General features: G+C 72.5%; 25 protein-coding genes. 9 read left to right on the forward strand and 16 right to left on the reverse strand.

From position 1 onward, the window contains the following. Positions 1-7: 7 nt before the first annotated feature. The 7 genes from LQ326_RS24005 to LQ326_RS24035 all read right to left on the reverse strand — a co-directional run bounded on the left by LQ326_RS24005 (position 8) and on the right by LQ326_RS24035 (position 6645). Complete coding sequence (locus tag LQ326_RS24005) at positions 8-682, reverse strand: lysoplasmalogenase (protein ID WP_234539595.1); 675 nt, start codon at positions 680-682, stop codon at positions 8-10. Further along, complete coding sequence (locus LQ326_RS24010) at positions 679-1545, reverse strand: sterol desaturase family protein (RefSeq protein WP_234539597.1); 867 nt, start codon at positions 1543-1545, stop codon at positions 679-681. Before LQ326_RS24010 ends, LQ326_RS24005 begins: the two co-directional genes overlap by 4 nt. Before the next feature lie 109 nt (positions 1546-1654). Further along, entirely contained in the window at positions 1655-2368 is a 714-nt protein-coding gene (locus tag LQ326_RS24015; protein ID WP_234539599.1) for a VIT1/CCC1 transporter family protein, read from the reverse strand. Positions 2369-2434: 66 nt separating this feature from the next. Continuing rightward, a complete protein-coding gene (locus tag LQ326_RS24020; RefSeq protein WP_234539600.1) occupies positions 2435-3661 on the reverse strand; it encodes an amidohydrolase family protein in 1227 nt (408 codons plus the stop codon). Continuing rightward, positions 3658-4944 (reverse strand): amidohydrolase family protein, encoded by a 1287-nt coding sequence (locus LQ326_RS24025; RefSeq protein WP_181804393.1) that lies wholly within the window; start codon positions 4942-4944, stop codon positions 3658-3660. The genes LQ326_RS24020 and LQ326_RS24025 overlap by 4 nt, the downstream gene beginning before the upstream one ends. Before the next feature lie 13 nt (positions 4945-4957). Next, positions 4958-5842 (reverse strand): SDR family NAD(P)-dependent oxidoreductase, encoded by an 885-nt coding sequence (locus tag LQ326_RS24030; RefSeq protein WP_234539602.1) that lies wholly within the window; start codon positions 5840-5842, stop codon positions 4958-4960. Further along, positions 5842-6645 (reverse strand): acetoacetate decarboxylase family protein, encoded by an 804-nt coding sequence (locus LQ326_RS24035; protein WP_234539603.1) that lies wholly within the window; start codon positions 6643-6645, stop codon positions 5842-5844. Before LQ326_RS24035 ends, LQ326_RS24030 begins: the two co-directional genes overlap by 1 nt. 220 nt (positions 6646-6865) lie before the next feature. On the opposite strand from LQ326_RS24035, the gene LQ326_RS24040 reads away from it, so the two are divergent. From LQ326_RS24040 to LQ326_RS24050, 3 genes are all read left to right on the forward strand, one after another. Next, entirely contained in the window at positions 6866-7864 is a 999-nt protein-coding gene (locus LQ326_RS24040) for a DEDDh family exonuclease (RefSeq protein WP_234539605.1), read from the forward strand. A 112-nt stretch (positions 7865-7976) separates the two neighbouring features. Beyond that, positions 7977-8210, forward strand: a complete 234-nt coding sequence (locus LQ326_RS24045; protein ID WP_181807610.1) for a hypothetical protein — start codon at positions 7977-7979, stop codon at positions 8208-8210. A gap of 97 nt (positions 8211-8307) precedes the next feature. Beyond that, positions 8308-9102, forward strand: a complete 795-nt coding sequence (locus tag LQ326_RS24050; protein WP_234539606.1) for an SURF1 family cytochrome oxidase biogenesis protein — start codon at positions 8308-8310, stop codon at positions 9100-9102. A 3-nt stretch (positions 9103-9105) separates the two neighbouring features. Here LQ326_RS24050 and LQ326_RS24055 read toward each other — a convergent pair whose 3' ends face one another. From LQ326_RS24055 to LQ326_RS24070, 4 genes are all read right to left on the reverse strand, one after another. Further along, positions 9106-10038, reverse strand: a complete 933-nt coding sequence (locus LQ326_RS24055) for a hypothetical protein (RefSeq protein WP_234539607.1) — start codon at positions 10036-10038, stop codon at positions 9106-9108. A gap of 103 nt (positions 10039-10141) precedes the next feature. Further along, positions 10142-10324, reverse strand: coding sequence for a YbdD/YjiX family protein (locus tag LQ326_RS24060; RefSeq protein ID WP_234539609.1), 183 nt, complete (start codon positions 10322-10324; stop codon positions 10142-10144). Beyond that, positions 10321-12447 (reverse strand): carbon starvation CstA family protein, encoded by a 2127-nt coding sequence (locus tag LQ326_RS24065; protein WP_234539611.1) that lies wholly within the window; start codon positions 12445-12447, stop codon positions 10321-10323. The genes LQ326_RS24060 and LQ326_RS24065 overlap by 4 nt, the downstream gene beginning before the upstream one ends. Positions 12448-12488: 41 nt before the next feature. Then, on the reverse strand, positions 12489-12701 hold the full coding sequence (locus LQ326_RS24070; protein ID WP_234539612.1) for a DUF3311 domain-containing protein: 213 nt from the start codon (positions 12699-12701) through the stop codon (positions 12489-12491). Positions 12702-12869: 168 nt separating this feature from the next. Between LQ326_RS24070 and LQ326_RS24075 the strand changes: the two genes are divergently transcribed. From LQ326_RS24075 to LQ326_RS24095, 5 genes are read left to right on the forward strand one after another with little or no spacing between them, the layout of a single operon-like run. Beyond that, a complete protein-coding gene (locus LQ326_RS24075; protein WP_234539614.1) occupies positions 12870-14411 on the forward strand; it encodes a sodium:solute symporter family protein in 1542 nt (513 codons plus the stop codon). Between the two features lie 14 nt (positions 14412-14425). After that, on the forward strand, positions 14426-14974 hold the full coding sequence (locus LQ326_RS24080; RefSeq protein WP_234539615.1) for a SigE family RNA polymerase sigma factor: 549 nt from the start codon (positions 14426-14428) through the stop codon (positions 14972-14974). Then, positions 14971-15270 carry a hypothetical protein gene (locus LQ326_RS24085; RefSeq protein WP_234539617.1) on the forward strand — a complete coding sequence of 100 codons (300 nt, stop codon included), beginning with the start codon at positions 14971-14973 and terminating at the stop codon, positions 15268-15270. Before LQ326_RS24080 ends, LQ326_RS24085 begins: the two co-directional genes overlap by 4 nt. A 34-nt stretch (positions 15271-15304) precedes the next feature. Next, positions 15305-17089, forward strand: a complete 1785-nt coding sequence (locus tag LQ326_RS24090) for a glycoside hydrolase family 15 protein (RefSeq protein WP_234539618.1) — start codon at positions 15305-15307, stop codon at positions 17087-17089. Between the two features lie 5 nt (positions 17090-17094). Continuing rightward, the gene (locus tag LQ326_RS24095; RefSeq protein WP_234539619.1) at positions 17095-17850 is read left to right on the forward strand and encodes an SDR family oxidoreductase; all 756 of its coding nucleotides are present in this window, start codon (positions 17095-17097) and stop codon (positions 17848-17850) included. A gap of 111 nt (positions 17851-17961) precedes the next feature. Here LQ326_RS24095 and amaP read toward each other — a convergent pair whose 3' ends face one another. Genes amaP through LQ326_RS24120 form a run of 5 tightly spaced genes read right to left on the reverse strand, consistent with a single transcriptional unit; the run spans position 17962 to position 20186 of the window. Further along, on the reverse strand, positions 17962-18540 hold the full coding sequence (amaP, locus tag LQ326_RS24100; protein ID WP_234539772.1) for an alkaline shock response membrane anchor protein AmaP: 579 nt from the start codon (positions 18538-18540) through the stop codon (positions 17962-17964). Between the two features lie 4 nt (positions 18541-18544). Then, the gene (locus LQ326_RS24105) at positions 18545-19153 is read right to left on the reverse strand and encodes a DUF6286 domain-containing protein (protein ID WP_234539620.1); all 609 of its coding nucleotides are present in this window, start codon (positions 19151-19153) and stop codon (positions 18545-18547) included. Continuing rightward, on the reverse strand, positions 19153-19512 hold the full coding sequence (locus LQ326_RS24110; RefSeq protein ID WP_234539622.1) for an Asp23/Gls24 family envelope stress response protein: 360 nt from the start codon (positions 19510-19512) through the stop codon (positions 19153-19155). Before LQ326_RS24110 ends, LQ326_RS24105 begins: the two co-directional genes overlap by 1 nt. Then, the gene (locus LQ326_RS24115; RefSeq protein ID WP_234539623.1) at positions 19509-19703 is read right to left on the reverse strand and encodes a hypothetical protein; all 195 of its coding nucleotides are present in this window, start codon (positions 19701-19703) and stop codon (positions 19509-19511) included. Before LQ326_RS24115 ends, LQ326_RS24110 begins: the two co-directional genes overlap by 4 nt. Before the next feature lie 18 nt (positions 19704-19721). Continuing rightward, a complete protein-coding gene (locus LQ326_RS24120) occupies positions 19722-20186 on the reverse strand; it encodes an Asp23/Gls24 family envelope stress response protein (RefSeq protein ID WP_234539624.1) in 465 nt (154 codons plus the stop codon). An 85-nt stretch (positions 20187-20271) separates the two neighbouring features. Here LQ326_RS24120 and LQ326_RS24125 point away from each other — a divergent pair, with 85 nt between their 5' ends. Further along, positions 20272-20967 carry a nucleopolyhedrovirus P10 family protein gene (locus LQ326_RS24125; protein ID WP_234539625.1) on the forward strand — a complete coding sequence of 232 codons (696 nt, stop codon included), beginning with the start codon at positions 20272-20274 and terminating at the stop codon, positions 20965-20967. Positions 20968-21006: the final 39 nt, after the last annotated feature.

A 21006-nucleotide genomic window follows, 5' to 3' on the forward strand; every position in this document is an offset into this window, starting at 1 on the left:
AGTGCGCTCAGGGGGTGGTCGAGCGCACCTCACGGTACGCCGAGGCCGGTGCGGACCGCGCAGCGAGGGTGCCCCGGACCAGCAGGAACTGCGCCGCCGCATAGGTGAGCATGATCCAGAAGCCGGATCGCGGCAGTTGCGGCCAGTCGGCGACGCCGGTCGCGATCAGGGTGTCGGAGAGCATGAAGAGCGCGCCGCCGAGCCCGGCGGCCGGGCCGAGCCGGGTGCCGGCCGTGTACGCCATGGCGGTGAGCAGGGTGCTGTAGCCGGCCACGGGGACCCGCAGGCCGGCGGGCAGGTCCGGCCAGAGCAGGACGACCAGGGTGACGAGCGCGGCCGCGTAGCCGAGTGCGACCAGGGCGAGGTGGCGGGCACGCGCGTGTGGCGGGCCCTGGCGGCGGAAGAGGACGAGATAGCAGACGTGTCCGGCGGCGAACGAGGCCATGCCCGCCATGAAGGCGGGGTCGGCGCCGGAGAGGAGCAGGACGTCGCCGGCCCAGCCGCACAGCAGGGCGGCGACGAGGAGCCGCGGGGCGCCGGCGCGGGCGGCGGACGCGGCGAGCAGGGGCATCAGGAGCACCTTGGCGGCGGCGTGCCCGGTGCGGAAGCCGACGGCCAGACAGGCGAGGTCGAGGACGACTGCGAGGGCGAAGGCGGCGAGCAGTGCCCGGGAAGCTCTCACGCGGCCACGGACTCCTCGGCCTGCTCCACGGTGGGCGCCGGCGCCCAGCCCGGCCCCCGGAACACCCGCCCGGCCCGCTCCCGCCAACTGCGCGCGGCCCTGATGTCCTTGGCGATGGCGACGTACTCGTGGGTGGCCACCTTGACGGGGTTGAACGTGTTGATGTTCTTGGTCAACCCGTACACAGGGCGCTCGACCTCGGGCACCCAGGACCCGAACAGCCGGTCCCAGACGATCAGGATCCCGCCGAAGTTGCGGTCCAGGTAGCCGCCCTGGGAGGCATGGTGCACACGGTGGTGGGACGGCGTGTTGAACACGAACTCGAACCACCGGGGCATCTTGTCGATGCGTTCGGTGTGGATCCAGAACTGGTAGACGAGGCTGGCCGAGGAGCAGAAGGCGAGCGCGGCGGGGTGCACCCCCACGGCCACCAGCGGGACGTAGAAGGGCCAGACGGTCAGCGAGGTCCAGGGCTGGCGCAGCGCGGTGGAGAGGTTGAACTTCTTGCTGGAGTGGTGGACGACGTGGCAGGCCCACAGGATGCGGATGACGTGGTGGCCGCGGTGGGACCAGTAGTAGAGGAAGTCCTGCGCGAGCAGCATCAGCGGGACGGTCCACCACAGGACGGGAACGCGCAGCGGGGTCAGTTCGTAGACCGCCGTGTAGATCGCGACGATGGGGATCTTCCACACGAAGTCGAAGACGAGCGACCCGAGCCCCATGCCGATGCTGGTGGCCGCGTCCTTGGCCTGGTACCCGGCGGCATCGTCGTCGGGATGGACGCGGTAGCTGATCACCTCGATCACGGTGAGCAGCACGAAGGCGGGTATCGACCACAGCACGACATCGGGCAGGTTCGGCATGGGGGCACCGTAGAACCGCGCGTCGGCTGCGGCTAGACGTTGTTACCCACAAGTATGACCGGCGGTATGCGCTTGCTTGTTGGCGATCTCCGCCAACGAGCGGCGTGCGCTAGATCCCCACCGCCCCCAGCAGACTTCCCGCCGCGTAGGTGACCCCCATGGCCAGCGCCCCGCCGGCCACGTTCCGCAGCACCGCCGGCCGCACCGCCGCCGCTCCCAGCCGGGCGCTGCTCCACCCCGTGAGGACCAGGGACGCCAGGACCGAGCCCACCGTCACCGGCAGGCGCCAGGCCTCCGGCGGCAGGATGATCGCCAGCAGGGGCAGCAGCGCCCCCGCCGTGAACGCGAGGAAACTGGCGACCGCCGCGTTCCAGGGACTGGTCAGCTCGTCCGGATCGATACCGAGCTCCACGCTCGCGTGAGCGCGCAACGCGTCCCGTTCCGTCAGCTGGACCGCCGCCTCACGCGCCACGTCCCGCGACAGACCGCGCCGCTCCAGCAGCTCGGTCAGCTCCTCCAGCTCGGCCTCGGGCTGCTCCTTCAGCTCCCGTTTCTCCATAGCCAGGGCGGCCAGTTCCGAGTCGCGCTGGGTGGAGACCGACACGTACTCCCCCGCCGCCATCGACATCGACCCGGCGAGCAGCCCCGCCAGGCCCGCCGTCAGAAGGGCGTTGCGGTCGCTGGTGGCGCCCGCGACGCCGACGACGATGCCCGCCGTCGACACGATTCCGTCGTTGGCGCCCAGGACGGCTGCCCGCAGCCAGTTCAGCCGGGAGCCGAGAGCTCCCCCGTGGGCCTCGTTCTCGTGCGTTGGTTCGGTCACAGCAGGGAGGATCGCATCCCGGGGCCGGTACGCGCAGCAGCGACGTCACCCGGCCCCGCGCCCGCGTCACCAGACCCGTACGGAAGCCCCCCGCGCGAACACCGGACTCGTCGCGTCGGCCGGCGGGGCCGGCAGCGGCTGGGCGATCTCGGCCACCGTCGGTCCCACCTTCGCCGCGATCGGGTCCAGCAGGTCCAGGTCGAAGCCGTACACGCGGGCCGCGTTGCCGCCGAGCATCGCCGCGATCTCGTCGCGCGGGACGCCGGCGAAGGCGAAGCGCAGGCCCTCCCTGGTGTACGGGTAGGTCCCCTCGTCGTGCGGGTAGTCGCTGCCCCACATGATCTTGTCCAGGCCGATGCGGTCGCGCAGCGGCACCTCGTGCGGGCGCATGAAGCTGGCGCCGACGAAGCAGTTCTCGTGCCACACCGCGGACGGGGGCTTGCCCATCGCCTCCGCCAGCCCGGCCCCGAACTTCGCCTCCGCGGTCGTCGCCCTCGTCGCCGCCAGAAGGCGGCCGTGGTAGTAGTCCAGCATGGCCAGGACCCCGGGTATCCAGCCGGAGCCCTGCTCGGTCAGGACCAGTTTCAGGTCCGGGTGGCGGCGGAAGGCGCCGCCGAAGACCAGGTGCCACAGCGCGCGGTGCGAGAACCAGGTCGTCTCGACCATGAAGACCGCGCGGGCGGCCGGTTCGTCGCCGAGCGGCGGGGAGGCCGAGCCCGCGTGGTGGTTGACGGGGACGCCGAGTTCCGCGCAGACGGCCCAGATCGGGTCGTACACGCGCGCGTGCAGCTCGGGCAGGCCCGAGCCGGGCGGTGTGCCGGGGAGCATCAGACCGCCCTTCAGGCCGGCTCCGGCCGCCCAGCGGATCTCCTTCACGGCCTCCTCGACGTCGTTCAGGAGGATCTGGAAGACGCCGGCCCGTCGGCCCGGGGCGGCGGCACAGAAGTCGGCCAGCCAGCGGTTGTGGGCGCGCAGGCCCGCCCAGCGCCGTTCGAACTCCGCCGCCGTCGGCGCGGGGGCCATGAGCGAGCCGGACGGGAAGAACGGCGGGATGGTGTTCGGGAAGATCACCTCCGCGACGATCCCGTCCCGCTCCAGCTCCGCGAGCCGCCGCGCCGAGTTCCAGTTCCGGTCCGCCGAGTCGGCGAGCAGGTCCTCGTAGGGGTTGACGTACGTCGCCGCCCACCCGTCGAAGTCGTCGTGGTAGCGCTTCTCCAGGTAGGGGCGGTAGTCGAGGAGGTCCGCCCCCGCGTGGCAGTCGGCCGAGATCACCGTGTAGCGGTCGTCGCTCACGACGTCACCCCCAGGGCCGGGAAGTCGTTGCCGGTCAGCCAGTGGCGGCCCACCTCGCGCGAGCGCGCCCAGGACGCCTCCACGGCCGCCTGGTCGGCCGGCTGGCCGAGGTCTGCGGGGGTGGGGCCGATGCGCAGGGCGAGCGGGGTCAGGCGCGCCACGTCGAAGCCGAAGGCCTCGGCCGCCGCGAGGCCGAGCATTCGGCGGGTCTCGGTCACCGGGATGTCGTGGAAGGTGCGGCGCAGCCACGCGCGTGTGTCGGGCCAGGTGCCCTCGGGATGCGGGAAGTCGCTGCCCCAGAGGATGTTGCCGACGCCGATCTCGTAGCGCTGGGCGAGCTCCCTGCGCTTGGTGTTGGTGGCGCAGACGAAGACCTGCCGGTCCAGGTACTCGTGCGGCGGACGGGTCAGCGCCTCGAAGGGGGAGAGCTTCTTGCCGCCGTGCGCGCCGAGGTAGAGGCGGTCCATGAACCACAGCAGGTTCGGCAGCCACCAGCAGCCCGACTCGGCGATGCCGAAGCGCAGCCCGGGATGGCGTTCGAAGACGCCGGACCAGAGCAGGAACCACAGCGGGCGGGCCGGCCACCACGTCACCTCGCTGACGTAGATGCCGAGATGGTCGCCGTACTCGTCACGCGGGGCCGCCCCGGAGTGGGTGAGCACCGGCATCCGGCACTCGGCGGCCGCCGCCCAGACGGGGTCGTAACGGCGGTCGTGGTACGGCTCCTTGTCGACCCACATGGCGGGGATCATCAGCGCGCCGAGGCCGGACTCCTTCGCACGGTGGATCTCGGCGACCACGCGGTCGGTGGGGCCCGTGACCGGCAGCAGGGCGACCCCGCAGTGCCGTTCGGGGTGTTCCGACACGAAGTCCGCCAGCCAGCGGTTGTGGGCCTGGGCCCCTGCCATGCCCAGCTCCGGGTCGTGGTCCCCGGACAGGCCGAGGCCGACTCCGAAGGGCGCCGCGGTCCGGCTGTCGACCGCGTCGGCGTCCGGGAAGACCACCTCGGCGGCCACCCCGTCACCGTCCAGCTCCTTCAGCCGCTGCGCGGTGTCCCAACCGCCGCGCAGCCCCTCCTCGTTGTCCTGGAACCACTTGGCGGCGAACGCCTCGTTGCGGATGCCGAGCCGGGTCATCTCCTCCCGTCGGCGGTCGCGCCCGGCAAGGAACTCGTCGAAGTCCCGGTGGAACCGGGCGTCCAGATAGGGCCGGTACTCCTCGGTGGGCAGCCCGGCGTGGCAGTCCGAGGAGATGATCAGGTATGGGTCGTCGTACGCGGTCACCACTGCCCCCTGTTCAGTCCAGGATGAAGCTTTCGAGGTACGAGGGGTTCGTCCGGCCGAGCATCGAGCGGGCCCGCGCCCTGATCTGGGCGTCGCTGTGCTCGCTCTCCGGAAGCAGCCAGAAGCGGCCCGCGCGGATGCCCGCCAGGACGAAGTCCGCGACCTCCTCGACGGGCGTGAACCGGACCTCCTTGCCCGCTTCGCGCATCGCCGCCTCCCACTGGCCGAGACTGCGGTACGGCGTCCTGCGCGGCCGTTCCTTGGCGTAGCGGTCGGGGCGGTTGCGGTGCGACTCCCACAGTCCCGTGCGCAGCATGTGCGGCCCGGGGAAGAGCACCGAGGCGCCCACGCGCGCGTGCTCGGCCCTCAGATGGGCGTACAGGGACTCGGTCAGGGTGACGACGGCCGCTTTCGTGACCGCGTACACGGAAGCCGTGGGCAGGGGTGCGATACCGCCGTCGCCGGAGGACGTGTTGACCACGTGACCGGGTTGACCCGACTTGATCATCCTGGGCACAAAAGCCTGCACGCCGTGGAAGACGCCCCACACGTTGACCTCGAACGCCCACTTCCAGTCGTTCGGCTCGTGCTCCCACATCCGGCCCTCGGCGCCCGAGCCGACCCCGGCGTTGTTGCACAGGACGTGCACCGCTCCGTAGGTGTCGTAGGCCGACTCGGCCAGCCGCAGGACCTCTTCGCGGACGCCCACGTCGACCACGCGCGCGTGCACGTCGGCGCCGTCCGCGCGCAGTGCGTCGGCGGCCTTCTCCAGGGCGGCCGGTTCCACGTCGGCGAGGACCACCTTCAGCCCTTCGGCGGCGAACCGCCGGGCCATCGCGAGCCCGATCCCGCTCGCCGCGCCGGTGACGACGGCGACCTGTCCGGCACGGAGTTCCATCAGACCGCGCTCCCTTCGCTCTCCTCCGGCGGCGCGTCGTGGATCTGGCGCGGGTCGTCGTAGCGCTGGTGGACGTACGGCAGCAGGGTCCGCGCGTCGACCCGTTCGGCGACCCGGCCGCGCTGGCCGCTGGTCTTCTCGCCGAGGGTGAGATCCAGCAGGCGCAGCACCGGCAGGTCGGCGACCGGGTCGTACGCCGACTCACGGAGGACCACCTCCCCGGTGACGCGCTCCAGCCGGCGGACCCTCTCCTCGCGTACGCAGTGCACCAGCAGCGGGTCGCCGTCGAAGCCCGAACCGTCCACCGCCGGGAGGAACTTGAAGTAGAAGTCGGTCTTCGGGGCGGGCTCGGGCAGCGGCAGCGGGCCGTCGACCGTGCCGCGTACCTCCACGAAGGCGACGCCGTGCCGGGCGAGGGCCGCGCGGAGCAGGTCGCCGTCGCGTTCGACGGTCACCTCGCCGAGTTTCTTGGGCTCGCCGAAGACCTCGCGGCCGCCGGTGAGGGCACGCTCGTGGGTCATCGGCATGACCAGCGGGTACCAGCCCTCGACCGTGCCGTGCGCGGCGGCGACCGCGAACGAGCCCGCGCCGAGCGGGTATCCGGGCAGTTCGACCTTGCTGATGCTGACGCGGGCCAGGGGCCGGCCGGCGGGCTTGAGCGGCGGTGGCAGAACGGCCGCGACCGCGTCCGGGTCGGTCTCCCAGACGGCCACCACCCCGGTGGACCAGACGTCCGGGAGCTTCGTGGTGCGGGCGGCCGCGATCTCCGCCTCGGTCCGAGCGCCGTACCGTACGCGTGCCATCCGCCGTACCGCCCTTCCGTCGACCGTCTGCGCGCCGGGCGGGGTGCACGCTTGCACCGAGCGGCAGAAAGGTCCATAGCCACGCGAAGGGCAATCAGGACAAAATCCGCGGCCGGGCGACGGGCCGTCAGGAAGGACGGATCCGCGGGACGTTCGAACGAGTGGCAGCGGGCGACCTGGCGGACAGGGCTGTCGGTGCGGGCCCGTATCCTCAGTGACCATGCTCGAAGACCGCACGACCGCAGTGTCCCCCGGCACCCCGTGGCCGGCCGCGTATCCCAAGGGCTACGCCGTCGTCGACGTGGAGACCACCGGACTGGCCCGGGACGACCGGATCATCAGCGCGGCCGTCTACCGGCTGGACGAGCGCGGCGAGGTCGAGGACCACTGGTACACGCTGGTCAACCCCGAGCGCGATCCGGGTCCGGTGTGGATCCACGGTCTGACGAGCGAGACACTCGAAGGCGCGCCGCTCTTCCCGGACATCGCCGAGGAGTTCTCGGCCCGGCTGGACGGCCGGGTGCTGGTCGCGCACAACGCGGTCTTCGACTGGCAGATGATCGCCCGTGAGTACGCGCGGGCGCGGCGCGAGGCCCCGGTGCGGCAGCGGCTGTGCACGATCGCGCTCGCCAAGGAGCTGGACCTGCCGCTGCCCAACCACAAACTGGAGACCCTGGCCGCGCACTACGGTGTCGTGCAGCGGCGGGCGCACCACGCGCTGGACGACGCGCGCGTGCTCGCGGAGGCGTTCCGGCCCAGTCTGCGGGCCGCGGCGGCGGGCAACGTACGGCTGCCGCTGCTGGAGTGCCGGCCGCTGACCGAGTGGTCGGACACGCCCCGGATCGGGTCCCAGGCGAGCGCCGGGCACGGCGGATACGGCGGCTACCGGCCCAGCGGCTGGCGGCCGTCCCGCAAGCGGCCGGCGTGCCCCTTTCCGAACCCGGGGCGGTACGAGGACGGCAGACCGCTGAAGCAGGGCATGCGGGTGGCGTTCTCCGGGGACACCTCGATCGAGCGGGAGCTGCTGGAGGACCGGGCCGTGGAGGCCGGTCTGCACGTCTCCACGAGCATCTCGCGGCTCACCAGTCTGCTCGTCACCAACGACCCGGAGTCGGGCACGTCCAAGGTCCTCAAGGCCCGTCAGTTCGGGACGCCGGTGGTCGACGAGGCGGCCTTCGGGCAGCTGCTGCGGGACGTGGCCCCGGCCACCGGGAAATGACCGCGCCGGCGGCCGTACACCCGTCCGTACGGGCCGTACGGACGGGTGATTGCGGTACGACTCGCCCGGCGCCCGCTCGCCCCCGCGCGGCCGACCGCCCACGCTGTGGCGCATGGCGAAATGCGAAGTCTGCGGCAATGACTACGGAATGACCTTCGAGGTGCACGCGCAGGGCGCGGTCCATGTCTTCGACTGCTTCTCCTGCGCGATCCACCGCATGGCCCCGCGCTGCGAGCACTGCAAGGTCTCGATCATCGGCCAGGGCGTCGAGGCCGACACCCAGTGGTTCTGCGGCGCCCACTGCGCCCGCGAGGCCGGGAAGGCCGGCATCGTCGACCGCGTGTGACCGTACGGCCCGCGCGACCGCCGGGACCGGGCCGCGGTAGGCCCTCTGGGGGACCCTCCCTCGGAGGGCCGGTACGGGAGGGGTACGGTCTTTGTTCGTGTACCGCTTCCTGTTGACCCGGCAGTGGGTGATCCTCACCCTCATCTCGCTGCTTCTCATCCCCACCATGATCCGGCTGGGGTTCTGGCAGAAGCACCGGTACGAGGAGCGCAGTGCCCGCAACCAGCTGGTCGCCGAGGCGCTCGGCGCCAAGCCGGTGCCGGTCGAGCAGGTGACGGGACCGGGGCACGCCGTGACCCGCAAGGAGCGGTACCACACGGTCACCGCGACCGGCACCTTCGACACCGCCGACGAGGTCGTCGTCCGGCGCCGCACCAACTCCGACGACGAGGTCGGCTACCACGTGCTGACCCCCCTCGTCCTGTCCGACGGCAAGGTGCTGCTGGTCAACCGGGGCTGGATCCCGTCGGACGGCCCGAGCCAGACGGCCTTCCCCAAGATCCCGGCCCCGCCGGCCGGGACGGTCACGATCCAGGGCCGGCTGATGCCCGACGAGACCACCGCGGCGAGCGGCATCAAGGACCTCAAGGGCCTGCCCGACCGGCAGGTCATGCTGATCAACAGCGCGGAGCAGGCGCGCCGGCTCGGCAAGCAGGTGCTCGGCGGCTACATCGAGCAGACGGCACCCCAGCCCAAGGGCGACACCCCGGAGCAGATCTCCGACCCGGGCAAGGAAGACGCCCCGCTGAACTACGCGTACATGATCCAGTGGTGGCTGTTCGCCGCGGGCGTCCCCTACGGCTTCTTCGTGCTGGTCCGCCGTGAGGCACGCGCGCGTGCGGAGGCGGCGGCCGAGGAGGCGGCGGCGGAAGCGGAACCGGCGTCGGTGTGAGGCTCACCGTCCGAGACGGTCGCGCCAGTACAGGAACGTGCGCTGCGGCTCGGGCAGCAGGTCCCAGGGCTGGGGCGTCATGTAAGGGCCGATGCGCCGGAAGACGGCGGCGGCCTCGGCCGGGCGGTGGATCCGGATCAGGGCGAAGGCGAGGACGTTGAGGTCGGCGACGGCCTCCGCGTGGGGCGCGGCCGCGGTACCGAACCAGTCGGTCAGGGCCGCGGCCACCTCGTCGGCGGCCCGGGATTCACGCCAGTGGGCGTCGGTCCCGAGGGACATCTGCCGCTGCCGGTGGGCGCCGAGTTCCACGCGGGCCGCGACGGGGAGCAGGGCGAGCGGTGATCCGTGCGGTGCGCGGGCCGCGGCCTGCCGGGCGAAGTCCAGCATGTCGGCGACCGTGCCGTGTCCGCGCGGGGACAGGTAGCGCAGCAGCTGGTGGTAGGCGGTGCGGAGCCAGGGGGCGCGGGTGACGGCCTCGATCCACACCGGGACCGCGTCACGGACCGGGACGGCGAAGGAGTGCATCAGCTCCAGCAGTGCCAGCCACGGGGTCGGGTCCTCGGGGCAGCGCTCGGCCGCCCGCAGACACGCCCGCTCGGCCGCACGGGCCCCGTCCCGCCCCTCGGCGACGGCCCGGGCCGACCGCACCCGGGCCCGGAGCACCAGGGCGTCCCCGTCGCCGGGCCGGTCGGCGGACCACCGCTCACAGACCGAGGGCGGCAGGTTCCGTGCCAGCACGGAGACCCGGTGCACCCGGCGGTCCCAGTCCCGTCCGGTCTTGCCCAGCAGCTCCGCGACCGGCTCCCAGAGCGGACGAGTGCGCCCGGCGCCGAGGCCGTGGAGCTGCTGCGCGGGGCGGAGTTCGGTCAGGGTCGCGTGCAGGGCGTGGTCGTCCAGCGCGGGGCGGATCACCAGGGAGGGGCGGCGTCTCAGCATCTCGTTCCCGGGGAGAAGTGGCAGGGGTCGACGAGGTCGCCTGTGGCGGCGGCCCGCCCCGGTGCCGGGAGCGGGCCGCCACGGAGCCGTCAGCGGTACGGAGTCAGCAGCACCGGCCCTGCGGATGGGTCTCGCGATGCAGCGTGCGCAGCACCTGGTACTCCCGTCGGGTCGGCAGCGGAGCCCGCGGATGGTGGCGTGCCTGCCGTTCGCAGTAGCGGTCGTACTCCGTCTCGCCGGTCAACTCCCGCAGGTACCAGCGCACCGCCCGCGCCCAGGTCCTCACGGCCCCACCTCCACGAGCTCCGGTGTCGCGTCGATACGGGACTCGACGTACGGCGCCTCGGTCGTGGGCAGCGCGGCCGGCGACCCCACGGCTCGTGCGCACACCACCGCCGCGTTCACGAGCACGACCGCGACCAGCAGCAGGAACAGCGCGATCAGCACGCCGTCGACGGTGGAGTTGGTGACCACGGTGTGCATGTCGTCGAGGGACTTGGCGGGCGGCAGGACCTGGCCGGCGTCGAGAGCGTCGGCGTACTTCGCGCGCTGGGCGAAGAAGCCGACGCGCGCGTCGCCGGAGAAGATCTTCTGCCAGCCCGCGGTGAAGGTGACCGCGGTGACCCAGGCGAGCGGGATCCCGGTGACCCAGGCCCAGCGCAGCCGTCCGGACTTGACGAGGACCGTCGTGCAGACCGCGAGGGCGATGGCGGCCAGCAGCTGGTTGGCGATGCCGAAGAGGGGGAAGAGCTGGTTGATTCCGCCGAGCGGGTCGGTGGCGCCGCTGTAGAGGAAGTATCCCCAGGCGGCCACGACCAGGCCGCTGCACAGCCATATACCGGGCTTCCAGTTGACCCGGCCGACCGGCTTCCAGACGTTGCCGAACATGTCCTGGAGCATGAAGCGCCCGACCCGCGTGCCCGCGTCGACCGTGGTCAGGATGAACAGCGCCTCGAACATGATCGCGAAGTGGTACCAGAAGGCCTTCATCGCGGTGCCGCCGAAGATGCCGGAGAAGATCTCCGACATGCCGACCGCGAGGGTCGGGGCGCCGCCGGAACGGGCGATCAGGGTCTGCTCCTGCACCGCCCTGGCCGCGTGCGTCAGCTGGTCGGGGGTGATGGTGAAGCCGAGGCCGGCGACGGCGTGGGACGCCGACTGGGCCGTCGTACCGAGAAGGCCGGCGGGGGCGTTCATGGCGTAGTACAGGCCCGGCTCCAGGGAGGCCGCGGCGATCAGCGCCATGATCGCGACGAACGACTCCATGAGCATCGCGCCGTAGCCGATCATCCGGACCTGGGACTCCTTCTGGATCAGCTTGGGAGTCGTACCGGAGGAGACCAGGGCGTGGAAGCCGGACAGGGCGCCGCAGGCGATGGTGATGAAGAGGAAGGGGAAGAGGGAGCCGGCGAAGACCGGGCCCGCTCCCGACGAGGCGAACTTGCTGACCGCGTCCGCGTGCAGGACCGGAGCGGCCACGACCACGCCGACCGCGAGCAGCGCGATGGTGCCCACCTTCATGAAGGTGGAGAGGTAGTCGCGCGGGGCCAGCAGCATCCACACCGGGAGCACGGAGGCGACGAAGCCGTAGCCGATCAGGCAGAAGACGAGGGTCGTGGGGCTGAGGGTGAAGGCGGACGCCAGCGAGGAGTCCTGGACCCAGCTGCCGCCGATGATCGCCAGCAGGAGCAGGGCCACGCCGATGAAGCTGGTCTCCACGACCCGGCCGGGGCGGATGCGGTGCAGCCAGAAGCCCATGAACAGGGCGATGGGGATGGTCATCGCCACGGAGAAGGTGCCCCACGGGGAGTGCGCGAGGGCGTTGACCACGACCAGGGCCAGCACACCCAGCAGGATGATCATGATGGCGAACACCGCGATCAGCGCCGCCGCCCCGCCCAGCCGGCCGATCTCGTCCCGCGCCATCTGCCCGAGCGACTTGCCGTCCCGCCGCATGGAGAGGAAGAGGACCACCATGTCCTGCACCGCCCCGGCGAAGATCACCCCGGCGACGATCCACAGCGTGCCGGGCAGGTATCCCATCTGGGCCGCGAGGACCGGGCCCACCAGCGGTCCGGCGCCCGCGATCGCGGCGAAGTGGTGACCGAGCAGCACACGGCGGTCGGTGGGGTGGAAGTCGACGCCGTCCTCCAGGCGTTCGGCGGGTGTGGCGCGTCGGTCGTCCGGCTTCAGGACGCGGCGGACGATGAAGCGGGAGTAAAAGCGGTAGGCGATGGCATACGAACCGAGGGCCGCGACCACCAGCCACACCGCGGAGATCTTCTCGCCCCGGGACAGCGCCAGAACGCCCCAGGCGACCGCGCCGAGCAGGGAGACGGTGGACCACAGCAGGACCGAGCGTGGGGACATTCGTGGCTTTTCGGGCAGCTCAAGGGCGGATACGGGCATGGCGGCTCCTCACCTCGACGGGTGTGAAAATGCAGGGCGAATCAGCGATGTCGGTCGATCAGCGCGTACGCGGCGAGCAGGCAGAGGCCGCACCCCGGCACCCAGGCGAGCTGGTACCAGTAGAAGAACGGCGTCCCCGCCAGCCGCGGCTCCGCGCCGGCGAACCAGGGGACCCACAGCAGGCCTGCCGCGGGTGCGAGGAGCAGTACGGCGATCGCGACGCGCCGTAGCCGGTGATGACCGGTCCGTGCCATGACCTGCGCTCCTCTCCTGTTCGCTGTCGGTCTGTGCAAGAGTTGCCCATTCCCCGAGACCGGTTGACAGCGAATATCCGGAAAATTTCCTCCCGGTTCCCTGTCATCCGTTCGGGAAGTCCGCGCAACTCTTGCGCGAGGGTTCAGGAACACCAAGGACGGTGACCCATGGCAGGTGGCGCCATGACCGCGACGTTCCTCGCCGTGATCGGCGGGGCGTCGCTGCTCGCCGTGACCGCGCGGCGCCTGCACCCGAGCGACCGGCTGCCGTCCCTGGAGGGCTGGGCACTGGCCGACCGGAGCCTCGGCCCCGTGTGGACCTGGTTCCTGCTGGGCGGCACGATCTTCACCGCGTACACCTTCACCGCCGTACCGGGACTCGCCTACGGCAACGGCGCGGCGGCCTTCTTCGCTGTGCCGTACACCGTGATCGTCTGCCCGATCGCCTTCGTCCTGCTGAGCCGTCTGTGGACCGTTGCCCGCACGCACGGCTACGTCACCGCCGCCGACTTCGTGCGCGGACGGTACGGGTCGCCGTCGCTGGCCCTGGTCGTCGCGCTGACCGGGATCCTCGCGACCATGCCGTATCTGGCGCTGCAGCTGCTCGGGATACGGGCGGTGCTGACCGCGGGGGGCGTGTCTCCGCAGGGCGTGACCGGGGACCTGGTGATGGTGGCGCTGTTCGCGGGGCTGGCGGTGGCCACGTACCGGCACGGGTTGCGGGCGCCGACGGTCATCTCCGCGCTCAAGGCGGTCGCCGTCTTCGTCTCGCTCACCGCGGTCACCTGGCTGGTCCTGGAGCGGTTCGGCGGCCCGGGGCCCGTCTTCGACGGCGCCGCGCGCCGGCTGGGCGGCCCCGCGCTGCTCCTCTCCCCCGCCCAGCAGCCCGCGTACGCCACCCTCGCCCTGGGCTCCGCCCTCGCCCTGCTGGTGTATCCGCACGTGCTGACCGCCGGTTTCGCCGCCGACGGCCCGCGCACCCTGCGCAAGGTGTCCGTTGCGCTGCCCGCCTGGACCGGCCTGCTCGCGCTCTTCGGGTTCCTCGGCATCGCGGCGCTGACGGCGGGCGTGCGGGCGCCGAAGGGCGGTGCCGAGGCGGCCGTGCCGATGCTGGTGGACCGGCTGATGCCGGGGCCGCTGGCCGGGCTGGTGTTCGGCGCCATCACCGTGGGGGCCCTGGTCCCGGCCTCGGTGATGTCGATCGCGGCCGCCACCAGTTTCGTCCGCAACGTGTACGTCGAGTACGTCCACCCGACGGCCACGCCCAAGCGGCAGGTCCGCATCGCCAAGGCCGTCTCGCTCACCGCCAAGGTGGGAGCCGTCGCCTTCGTGTTCGGGCTGCGCGACCAGGACGCCGTCAACCTCCAGCTGCTCGGCGGGGTCTGGATCCTGCAGATCGTCCCGGCTGTGGCCGTCGGCCTGTTCACCGGGCGGCTGCATCCGCGGGCGCTGCTCGCCGGGTGGGGCGCGGGGATGCTGGCCGGAACCTTCATGGTCGTGCGCGAGGGGTTCTCGTCCATCGTGGCCCTCGGCTTCGGGCCGCTGGAGGTCTACGCCGGACTTGCCGCCCTCGTCCTCAACCTGACCGTCGCGGTGGCCGGCACCGCCCTTCTCGAACGTCTCGGCGTCCCGCGCGGCGCCGACCTGACCGACCTGCCGTCCCGCCTGACCGTCAGGCGGCGCCCGGAGACGGGAGCGAACCGACCGTGAGACACAGACACCCGATGCCCGTGCCGGAGCCACGCGTCGAGCCCCTCGCGCCCGCGCTGACCGACCCGGCCGAGCTGGAACGCGAGGCCGGGCTCGCGCGCCTCTTCGAACTCCACTACTCCTCGATGCTGCGCCTGGCCGTACTGCTCGGCGCGGACGATCCGGAGAACGTGGTCGCCGAGGCGTACTACCAGATCTACCGCAAGTGGCGGCGGCTGCGGGAGGTCGAGGCGGCGGAGGCGTATCTGCGCTCCACCGTGTGCAATCTGGCCCGGATGCGGATACGGCACCTGCAGGTCGCCCGCAAGCACGTGGAGGCCCCTCCCGAGGAGGCCGTCGTCTCCGCCGAGAGCGCGGCACTGCTCCGGGACGACCAGCGCGTCCTGATCGGCGCGCTTCAGCAACTGCCCGCCCGGCAGCGCGAGGCACTCGTGCTGCGGCACTGGCTCGGGCTGAAGGAGAGTGAGATCGCCGCGGCGATGGGCATCTCCTGCGGTTCCGTGAAGACGCACACCTCACGCGGCCTCGCCGCGCTGACCCAGGCGATGGAGACCCGGCGATGACGCATCGAGATGCGACTCCGTCGCGTGGCACCAGTCCGGACCGCACCGAACGGGAGCTGAGCGAGGCGCTGGCCGCCCTCGCCGACGGTGTCCAGGCCGCCCCGGACGCCTACCGCACGGCGCGCGGAGAGTGGCTGCGCCGTGAACGCCGACGGCGGATCGTCCTCGCGGTGCTGATCGCCGTGGTGTTCGCGTTGGCCACGCTGATCGGCCTGTGGGTGCTGAACCAGACGCCGTCGCACCCGGGTGTGATCTTCTCGGGCCTGGGACCGTCACTCACCCGGCCCATCCCCTGATTGGCCCCACGTCCGTCCGGGAACCCGCAACTCCGTGCACCCCCGTATCGAGGACTACGCGCTCATCGGCGACGAGCAGACCGCGGCCCTGGTCGGCCGGGACGGCTCCATCGACTGGCTGTGCCTGCCCCGCTTCGACTCGGCGGCCTGCTTCGCCAGGCTCCTGGGCGACGAGGACCACGGCCACTGGCGGATCGCCCCGAGAGGCGCCACCACCTGCACCCGGCGCGCCTACCGGCCCGACACCCTGGTCCTGGACACCGAGTGGGAGACCGACGAGGGCACGGTCCGCGTCACCGACCTGATGCCCCAGCGCGACCGCGCGCCCGACGTCGTACGCGTCATCGAGGGCGTCAGCGGCCGGGTCACCGTGCACAGCACGCTCCGGCTCCGCTTCGACTACGGCTCGGTCATCCCGTGGATGCGCCGCTCCGGCGGCCACCGGGTCGCCGTCGCCGGCCCCGACTCGGTGTGGCTGCGCAGCGAACCGTCCGTCCGCACCTGGGGCGAGGACTTCGGCACCCACTCGGAGTTCAGCGTCGGCGAGGGCGAGCGGGTCGCGTTCGTGCTCACCTGGCACCCCTCGCACGAGCCGCGCCCACCGCTCACGGACCCGTACGAGGCACTGCGCTCCAGCGTCTCCGACTGGCGGCGCTGGACCGCCCGCTGCGCCTACCACGGCCCTCACCGGGAGACGGTCGTCCGCTCGCTGATCACCCTCAAGGCGCTCACCTACGCACCGACCGGCGGCATCGTCGCCGCGGCCACCAGCTCGCTGCCCGAGGAGCTGGGCGGGGTGCGCAACTGGGACTACCGCTTCTGCTGGCTGCGTGACTCCACACTCACCCTCGGCGCCCTGCTCGCCGCCGGCTACCGCAAGGAGGCCGAGCGCTGGCGTGACTGGCTGGTCCGCGCGGTCGCCGGCGACCCGGCGGACCTGCAGATCATGTACGGCCTCGCGGGCGAGCGCCGGCTGCCCGAGTTCGAGCTGGACTGGCTGCCCGGCTTCGCCGGCTCCAGCCCGGTACGCGTCGGCAACGGTGCCGTCGGCCAGCTCCAGCTGGACGTGTACGGCGAGGTGATGGACTCGCTGTCGCTGGCCCGCAGCGCCGGTCTGCCCACCAAGCCGCACATGTGGGCCATCCAGTGCGCGCTGATGAAGTTCCTGGAGAAGGCGTGGCGGCAGCCGGACGAGGGGCTGTGGGAGGTGCGCGGCGCCCGCCGCCACTTCGTGCACTCCAAGGTGCTGGTGTGGGTGGCCGCGGACCGCGCGGTACGGACCCTGGAGGACCGCGCGGAGCTGGAGGGCGAGCTGGAGGGCTGGCGCGCGTTCCGTGACGAGGTGCACCGGGAGGTGTGTGACAAGGGGTACGACCCGGAGCGCAACACCTTCACGCAGTACTACGGCTCCCGCGACCTCGACGCCTCCCTGCTGCTGATCCCGCGCGTCGGCTTCCTGCCGCCGGACGACCCCCGGGTGGTCGGCACGGTCGACGCGATCCGCGACGAACTGGGCCACGGCGGGTTCCTGCGCCGCTACGACACCGACGCGATCGGCGTCGACGGGATGCCGGGCGGTGAGGGCGCCTTCCTGGCCTGCTCGTTCTGGCTCGCCGACGCGCTGCACATGACGGGCCGCACCGACGAGGCGAAGGAACTGTTCGAACGGCTGGTGGGCCTGGTCAACGACGTGGGACTGCTGTCCGAGGAGTACGACCCGGAGACCGGGCACCAGCTGGGCAACTTCCCGCAGGCGTTCAGTCACATCGGCCTGGTGAACACCGCCCTCACGCTCTTCGACGGCGAGCAGGCAGGATAGGGGGCATGGATCTTGGACTGAAGGACCGGGTGTACGTCGTCACCGGAGCGACCCGCGGGCTGGGTCGCGCGGCCGCGCGCGAGCTGGTCGCGGACGGGGCGAAGGTCGTGGTGACCGGGCGGGACGAGAAGCGGGCCGCCGACGTGGCGGCCGAGCTGGGGCCGAACGCCGTGGGCGTGGCCGTCGACAACTCCGATCCGTCGGCGCCGGAGCGGGTGATCGCCGTCGCGCGTGAGCGGTTCGGAGGCTTCGACGGCATCCTCGTGAGCGTGGGCGGGCCTCCGGCCGGGTTCCTCGCCGACAACACGGACGAACAGTGGCAGGCCGGCTTCGAGTCGGTGTTCCTGGGGGCCGTACGGCTCGCCCGCGCGGCCGCGGCCGAGTTGGCGGACGGCGGGGTCATCGGGTTCGTGCTGTCCGGGTCGGTGTACGAGCCGATTCCCGGGCTGACCATCTCCAACGGGCTGCGGCCGGGGCTGGCCGGGTTCGCCAAGTCGCTCGCGGACGAGCTGGGGCCCCGTGGGATCCGGGTGGTGGGGGTGCTGCCGTCCCGGATCGACACGGACCGGGTGCGGGAGCTGGACGCCATGTCCGCCGACCCCGAGGCGACACGGGCCGAGCACGAGTCGCGGATTCCATTGCGGCGGTACGGGGCTCCGGAGGAGTTCGGTCGGGTGGCGGCGTTTCTGCTTTCTCCGGCGGCCTCCTATCTGACGGGGATCATGGTGCCCGTGGACGGGGGCATGAGGCACGGGTTCTGACGGTCGGTACTCCGGAGGCGGGTGCCCGGGGGCTGGTCGCGCGCACGCGGTGGAAGCCGCACATCGGCACAGCCCCCGCGCCCCTGTCGGGGCGCTCACCTGACGGCTGCTTCAAGTGACCCTCTCGGCACGGTGCTTCACCGAGGTCAGTCGGACTTCCGCGGGCAGCTTCTCCAGCGCCGCCGAGTCCCGGGCATGCGTCAGTGCCTGGTTCGTCAGGTCCCGCAGAGCCGTCTCCGGGGCCACGTCCGCCTCCAGCTGGAGCCACACCCGTACCCGAGGTGCCGTACGCGTGCCCCTCAGGACCGCCTCCGCGTGCGCGACGCCCTCCTGGTGGGCGGCGTCCGTCGCCAGGACCGTCTCCAGGGCCCTGCCGCGCAGCAGCGCGTCCTCGCCGTCCCCGGTGTCCACCAGGACCTCGGTCAGGCGGCGTCGGCGCAGTTGCGCGGTCAGCCACCACAGGGCGAGCAGCACCAGGAGGGCCAGGGCGGCCAGGACCGTCGGCCACCACCAGCCCGCGGCACGCCAGTGAGTGCGCTCGGCCTGGGTGAGCAGGACGTCGTGGCGGCCGTTGTGGATCCACCAGGACGGGGGCGGAGCGCCGAGGCCGACGGCCAGGACCGAGCCGCCGAGGGCGAGGAGCAGAAGGCCCGCGAGGGCGATCAGTACGCGGTTGACGGTGCCGAGCACCACGTCACCCCTTCCGGCCGGGGCGGATCACGTGCAGGGTCAGTGCGGGCGGGCGGGCCAGCCCCATGGCGCGGATCGCGTCGGTGAGGGACGCCTCCAGGTCACCGCGCACCTCGTCGAGTTCGCGGAAGTGGGAGACGGCGAGGACATGCGCGCGGGAGCGGTGCAGTCGTACCCGCACCCGGCGCACGCCCGAGATCTCCATGGCCCGGTCGCGCAGCACCATGGCGGCCGCGTCGCGGCGCAGCCCGGCGCGGACGTCGGGGTGGGTACGGCGCATGGGCAGGAGGTCCCGCAGGCCGGGCGTGACGGCCAGGACCAGCAGCCACAGGCCGAGGGCGGCGGCGATGCCCGCCCCCACCAGGACCCAGGTGCCGTCCAGGGGCTGTGCCGCGAGCTGGTGGGCGAGTTCGCGGCGCCAGCGCATGGCGGGGTGGTGGGCCCGTACGGCCCCGATGTCGTAGAGGAAGGCGCCCGCGATCACCAGGACGAGGACCGCGACCAGGGCCGCGGGGGCGCGGCGCGGGGACCAGAAGCGGGGCTCGTGGCCGGCCTGGGGTGCGGCGGCCGGTGACGGTGGCTTCTCGATGACCGGTGTCTGTTCGGCGCTCATCACGCCCTCCCCTGGGTCTGGGCCGGGTGCAGCCGTTCGACGTGAACGGCGACCTCCCGGACGTCCATGTCCACCAACGCGCCTACCCGCTCGACCACATGCCGACGCACGGCCGCGCAGCGGGCGCCGATGTCCGACGGGTAGTCGAGTTCCAGGTGGACCCGGACGCGGGCCGTGTCCTGGCGGGTGACCACGGTGGCGTGCGGGGGTACGGCGTCCTTCGGGAGGGGGCCGAGCGCCTCGCGGGCCGCCTGTGCGGCGATCTTCGCCACCACCCGGTCGGCGATCCGCAGGGCGCCGCGCTCGCCGGGCGCCACGACGGTCGGGGCGCCGCGCGTCTCACCGCTCGCGGAGGTCATCGCCGGCGGTCACGCCGGTCGTCGCGGGTACGGAAGAAGTCGCCGACTTCCAGGTCCCCCTCCGCGAACCGGCCGACGACGAACCCGACGGCTCCGAGAGCCGCCACCAGCAGAAAGGCGCCGAACCCGCCGAAGTACCCGGCGAAGCCGAGCGCCATGCCGGCGATCATGCCGACGACGGCCATACTCATGATGCGCTCCCTCAGCGGTCACTGGAGCCGGGGCTCCGGCTCCTCGTCCTCTTCCTCCGGAAGCTTCACGTCACTCACCGCGATGTTGACCTCGACCACTTCGAGTCCGGTCATGCGCTCCACGGCGGCGATCACGTTCTCCCGGACCGCGTGGGCCACGTCGGCGATCGACACGCCGTAGTCCACGACGATCTCCAGGTCCAGCGCGGTCTGCACCTCGCCGACCTCGGCCTTCACGCCCCGGGACACGGACCTGGAGCCGCCGGGCACCCGGTCGCGCACGACACCGAAGGTGCGGGCGAGGCCGCTGCCCATCGCGTGCACGCCCACCACGTCCCGGGCCGCCAGTCCGGCGATCTTCTCCACGACTCCGTCGGCGATCGTCGTCCGCCCCCGGGTCGCCGGGTCACCGCCGCCGCGTCTGACGGTCTTGCGGGTCTGTACCGTCGGGTCCTTCTCGGGCTCAGCCGCCATCTCGGTCATCGCCGTGCGTCCTTTCCCGTCGTCGTCCTGTGACCAAGGTACGTGCGGATGCCCTGCCGCGCCGAAGATGCGGCAGGCTGGAGCAATGACGGTGAACCGACGGACAGCCACGGTGCGGCACCCTCTGGGCCTGGGCAGACTGCTGCCGCTGGGCGGGCCGCACGACGCGGCGTGGCTCACGGAGGCGGCAGCGGACGCGGTGCTGCGGCGGGCGGCGGCCGAGGTGGCGGGGGTGCGGCTGGGTGCGGTGCGGATCGCCCCGGCGGATCCGGCGGACGTTACGGAGGCCGCCGTACCGGCACCGCCCGGTGCGGTACCGCCGGGCCCGCTGCGGCTGTCGGCGGACTTCGCCGCGACGGCCGCCGTGCCCCTGCCGACGACGGCTTCCGGGCTGCGCCGGGCTCTGGCCGCGGCCACGGAACGGCTCGGGCTGGCCGTGACCGAGGTGGACCTGCGGGTGACCGACCTGCTGGAGGAGGAGACGGCGGAGCCGGAGGCAGTCCTGGCGCCTCGGCCGCCGTCCATCCGGGAGGGGACGGATCCCGAGGGGGCCCGGGTGACGGCGGCGGCGCTGGCGGTGCCGGGGGTGGCGCGGGTGACGGGGGCGCTGAGCCGCCAGGTGCACTTCGACACCGCGCTGCCGCGCCGGCACGTGCGGGTGGAAGTGGCGCTGGCCGACGGCCCGCGAGCCGTGGAGGTGGCCCGAGGGGTCCGTACGGCCGTCGGCGAGGCGCTGGACGATCAGCCGACGGTGGCCGTGCTGGTGACGAGCGTCGGCTGAGGCGCCCTGTCAGGAGCGGGGGCCGGACCGATGTGCGGC

Source organism: Streptomyces shenzhenensis, assembly GCF_021462265.1.
In the GTDB taxonomy this organism is placed as follows: Bacteria; Actinomycetota; Actinomycetes; order Streptomycetales; family Streptomycetaceae; genus Streptomyces; species Streptomyces shenzhenensis.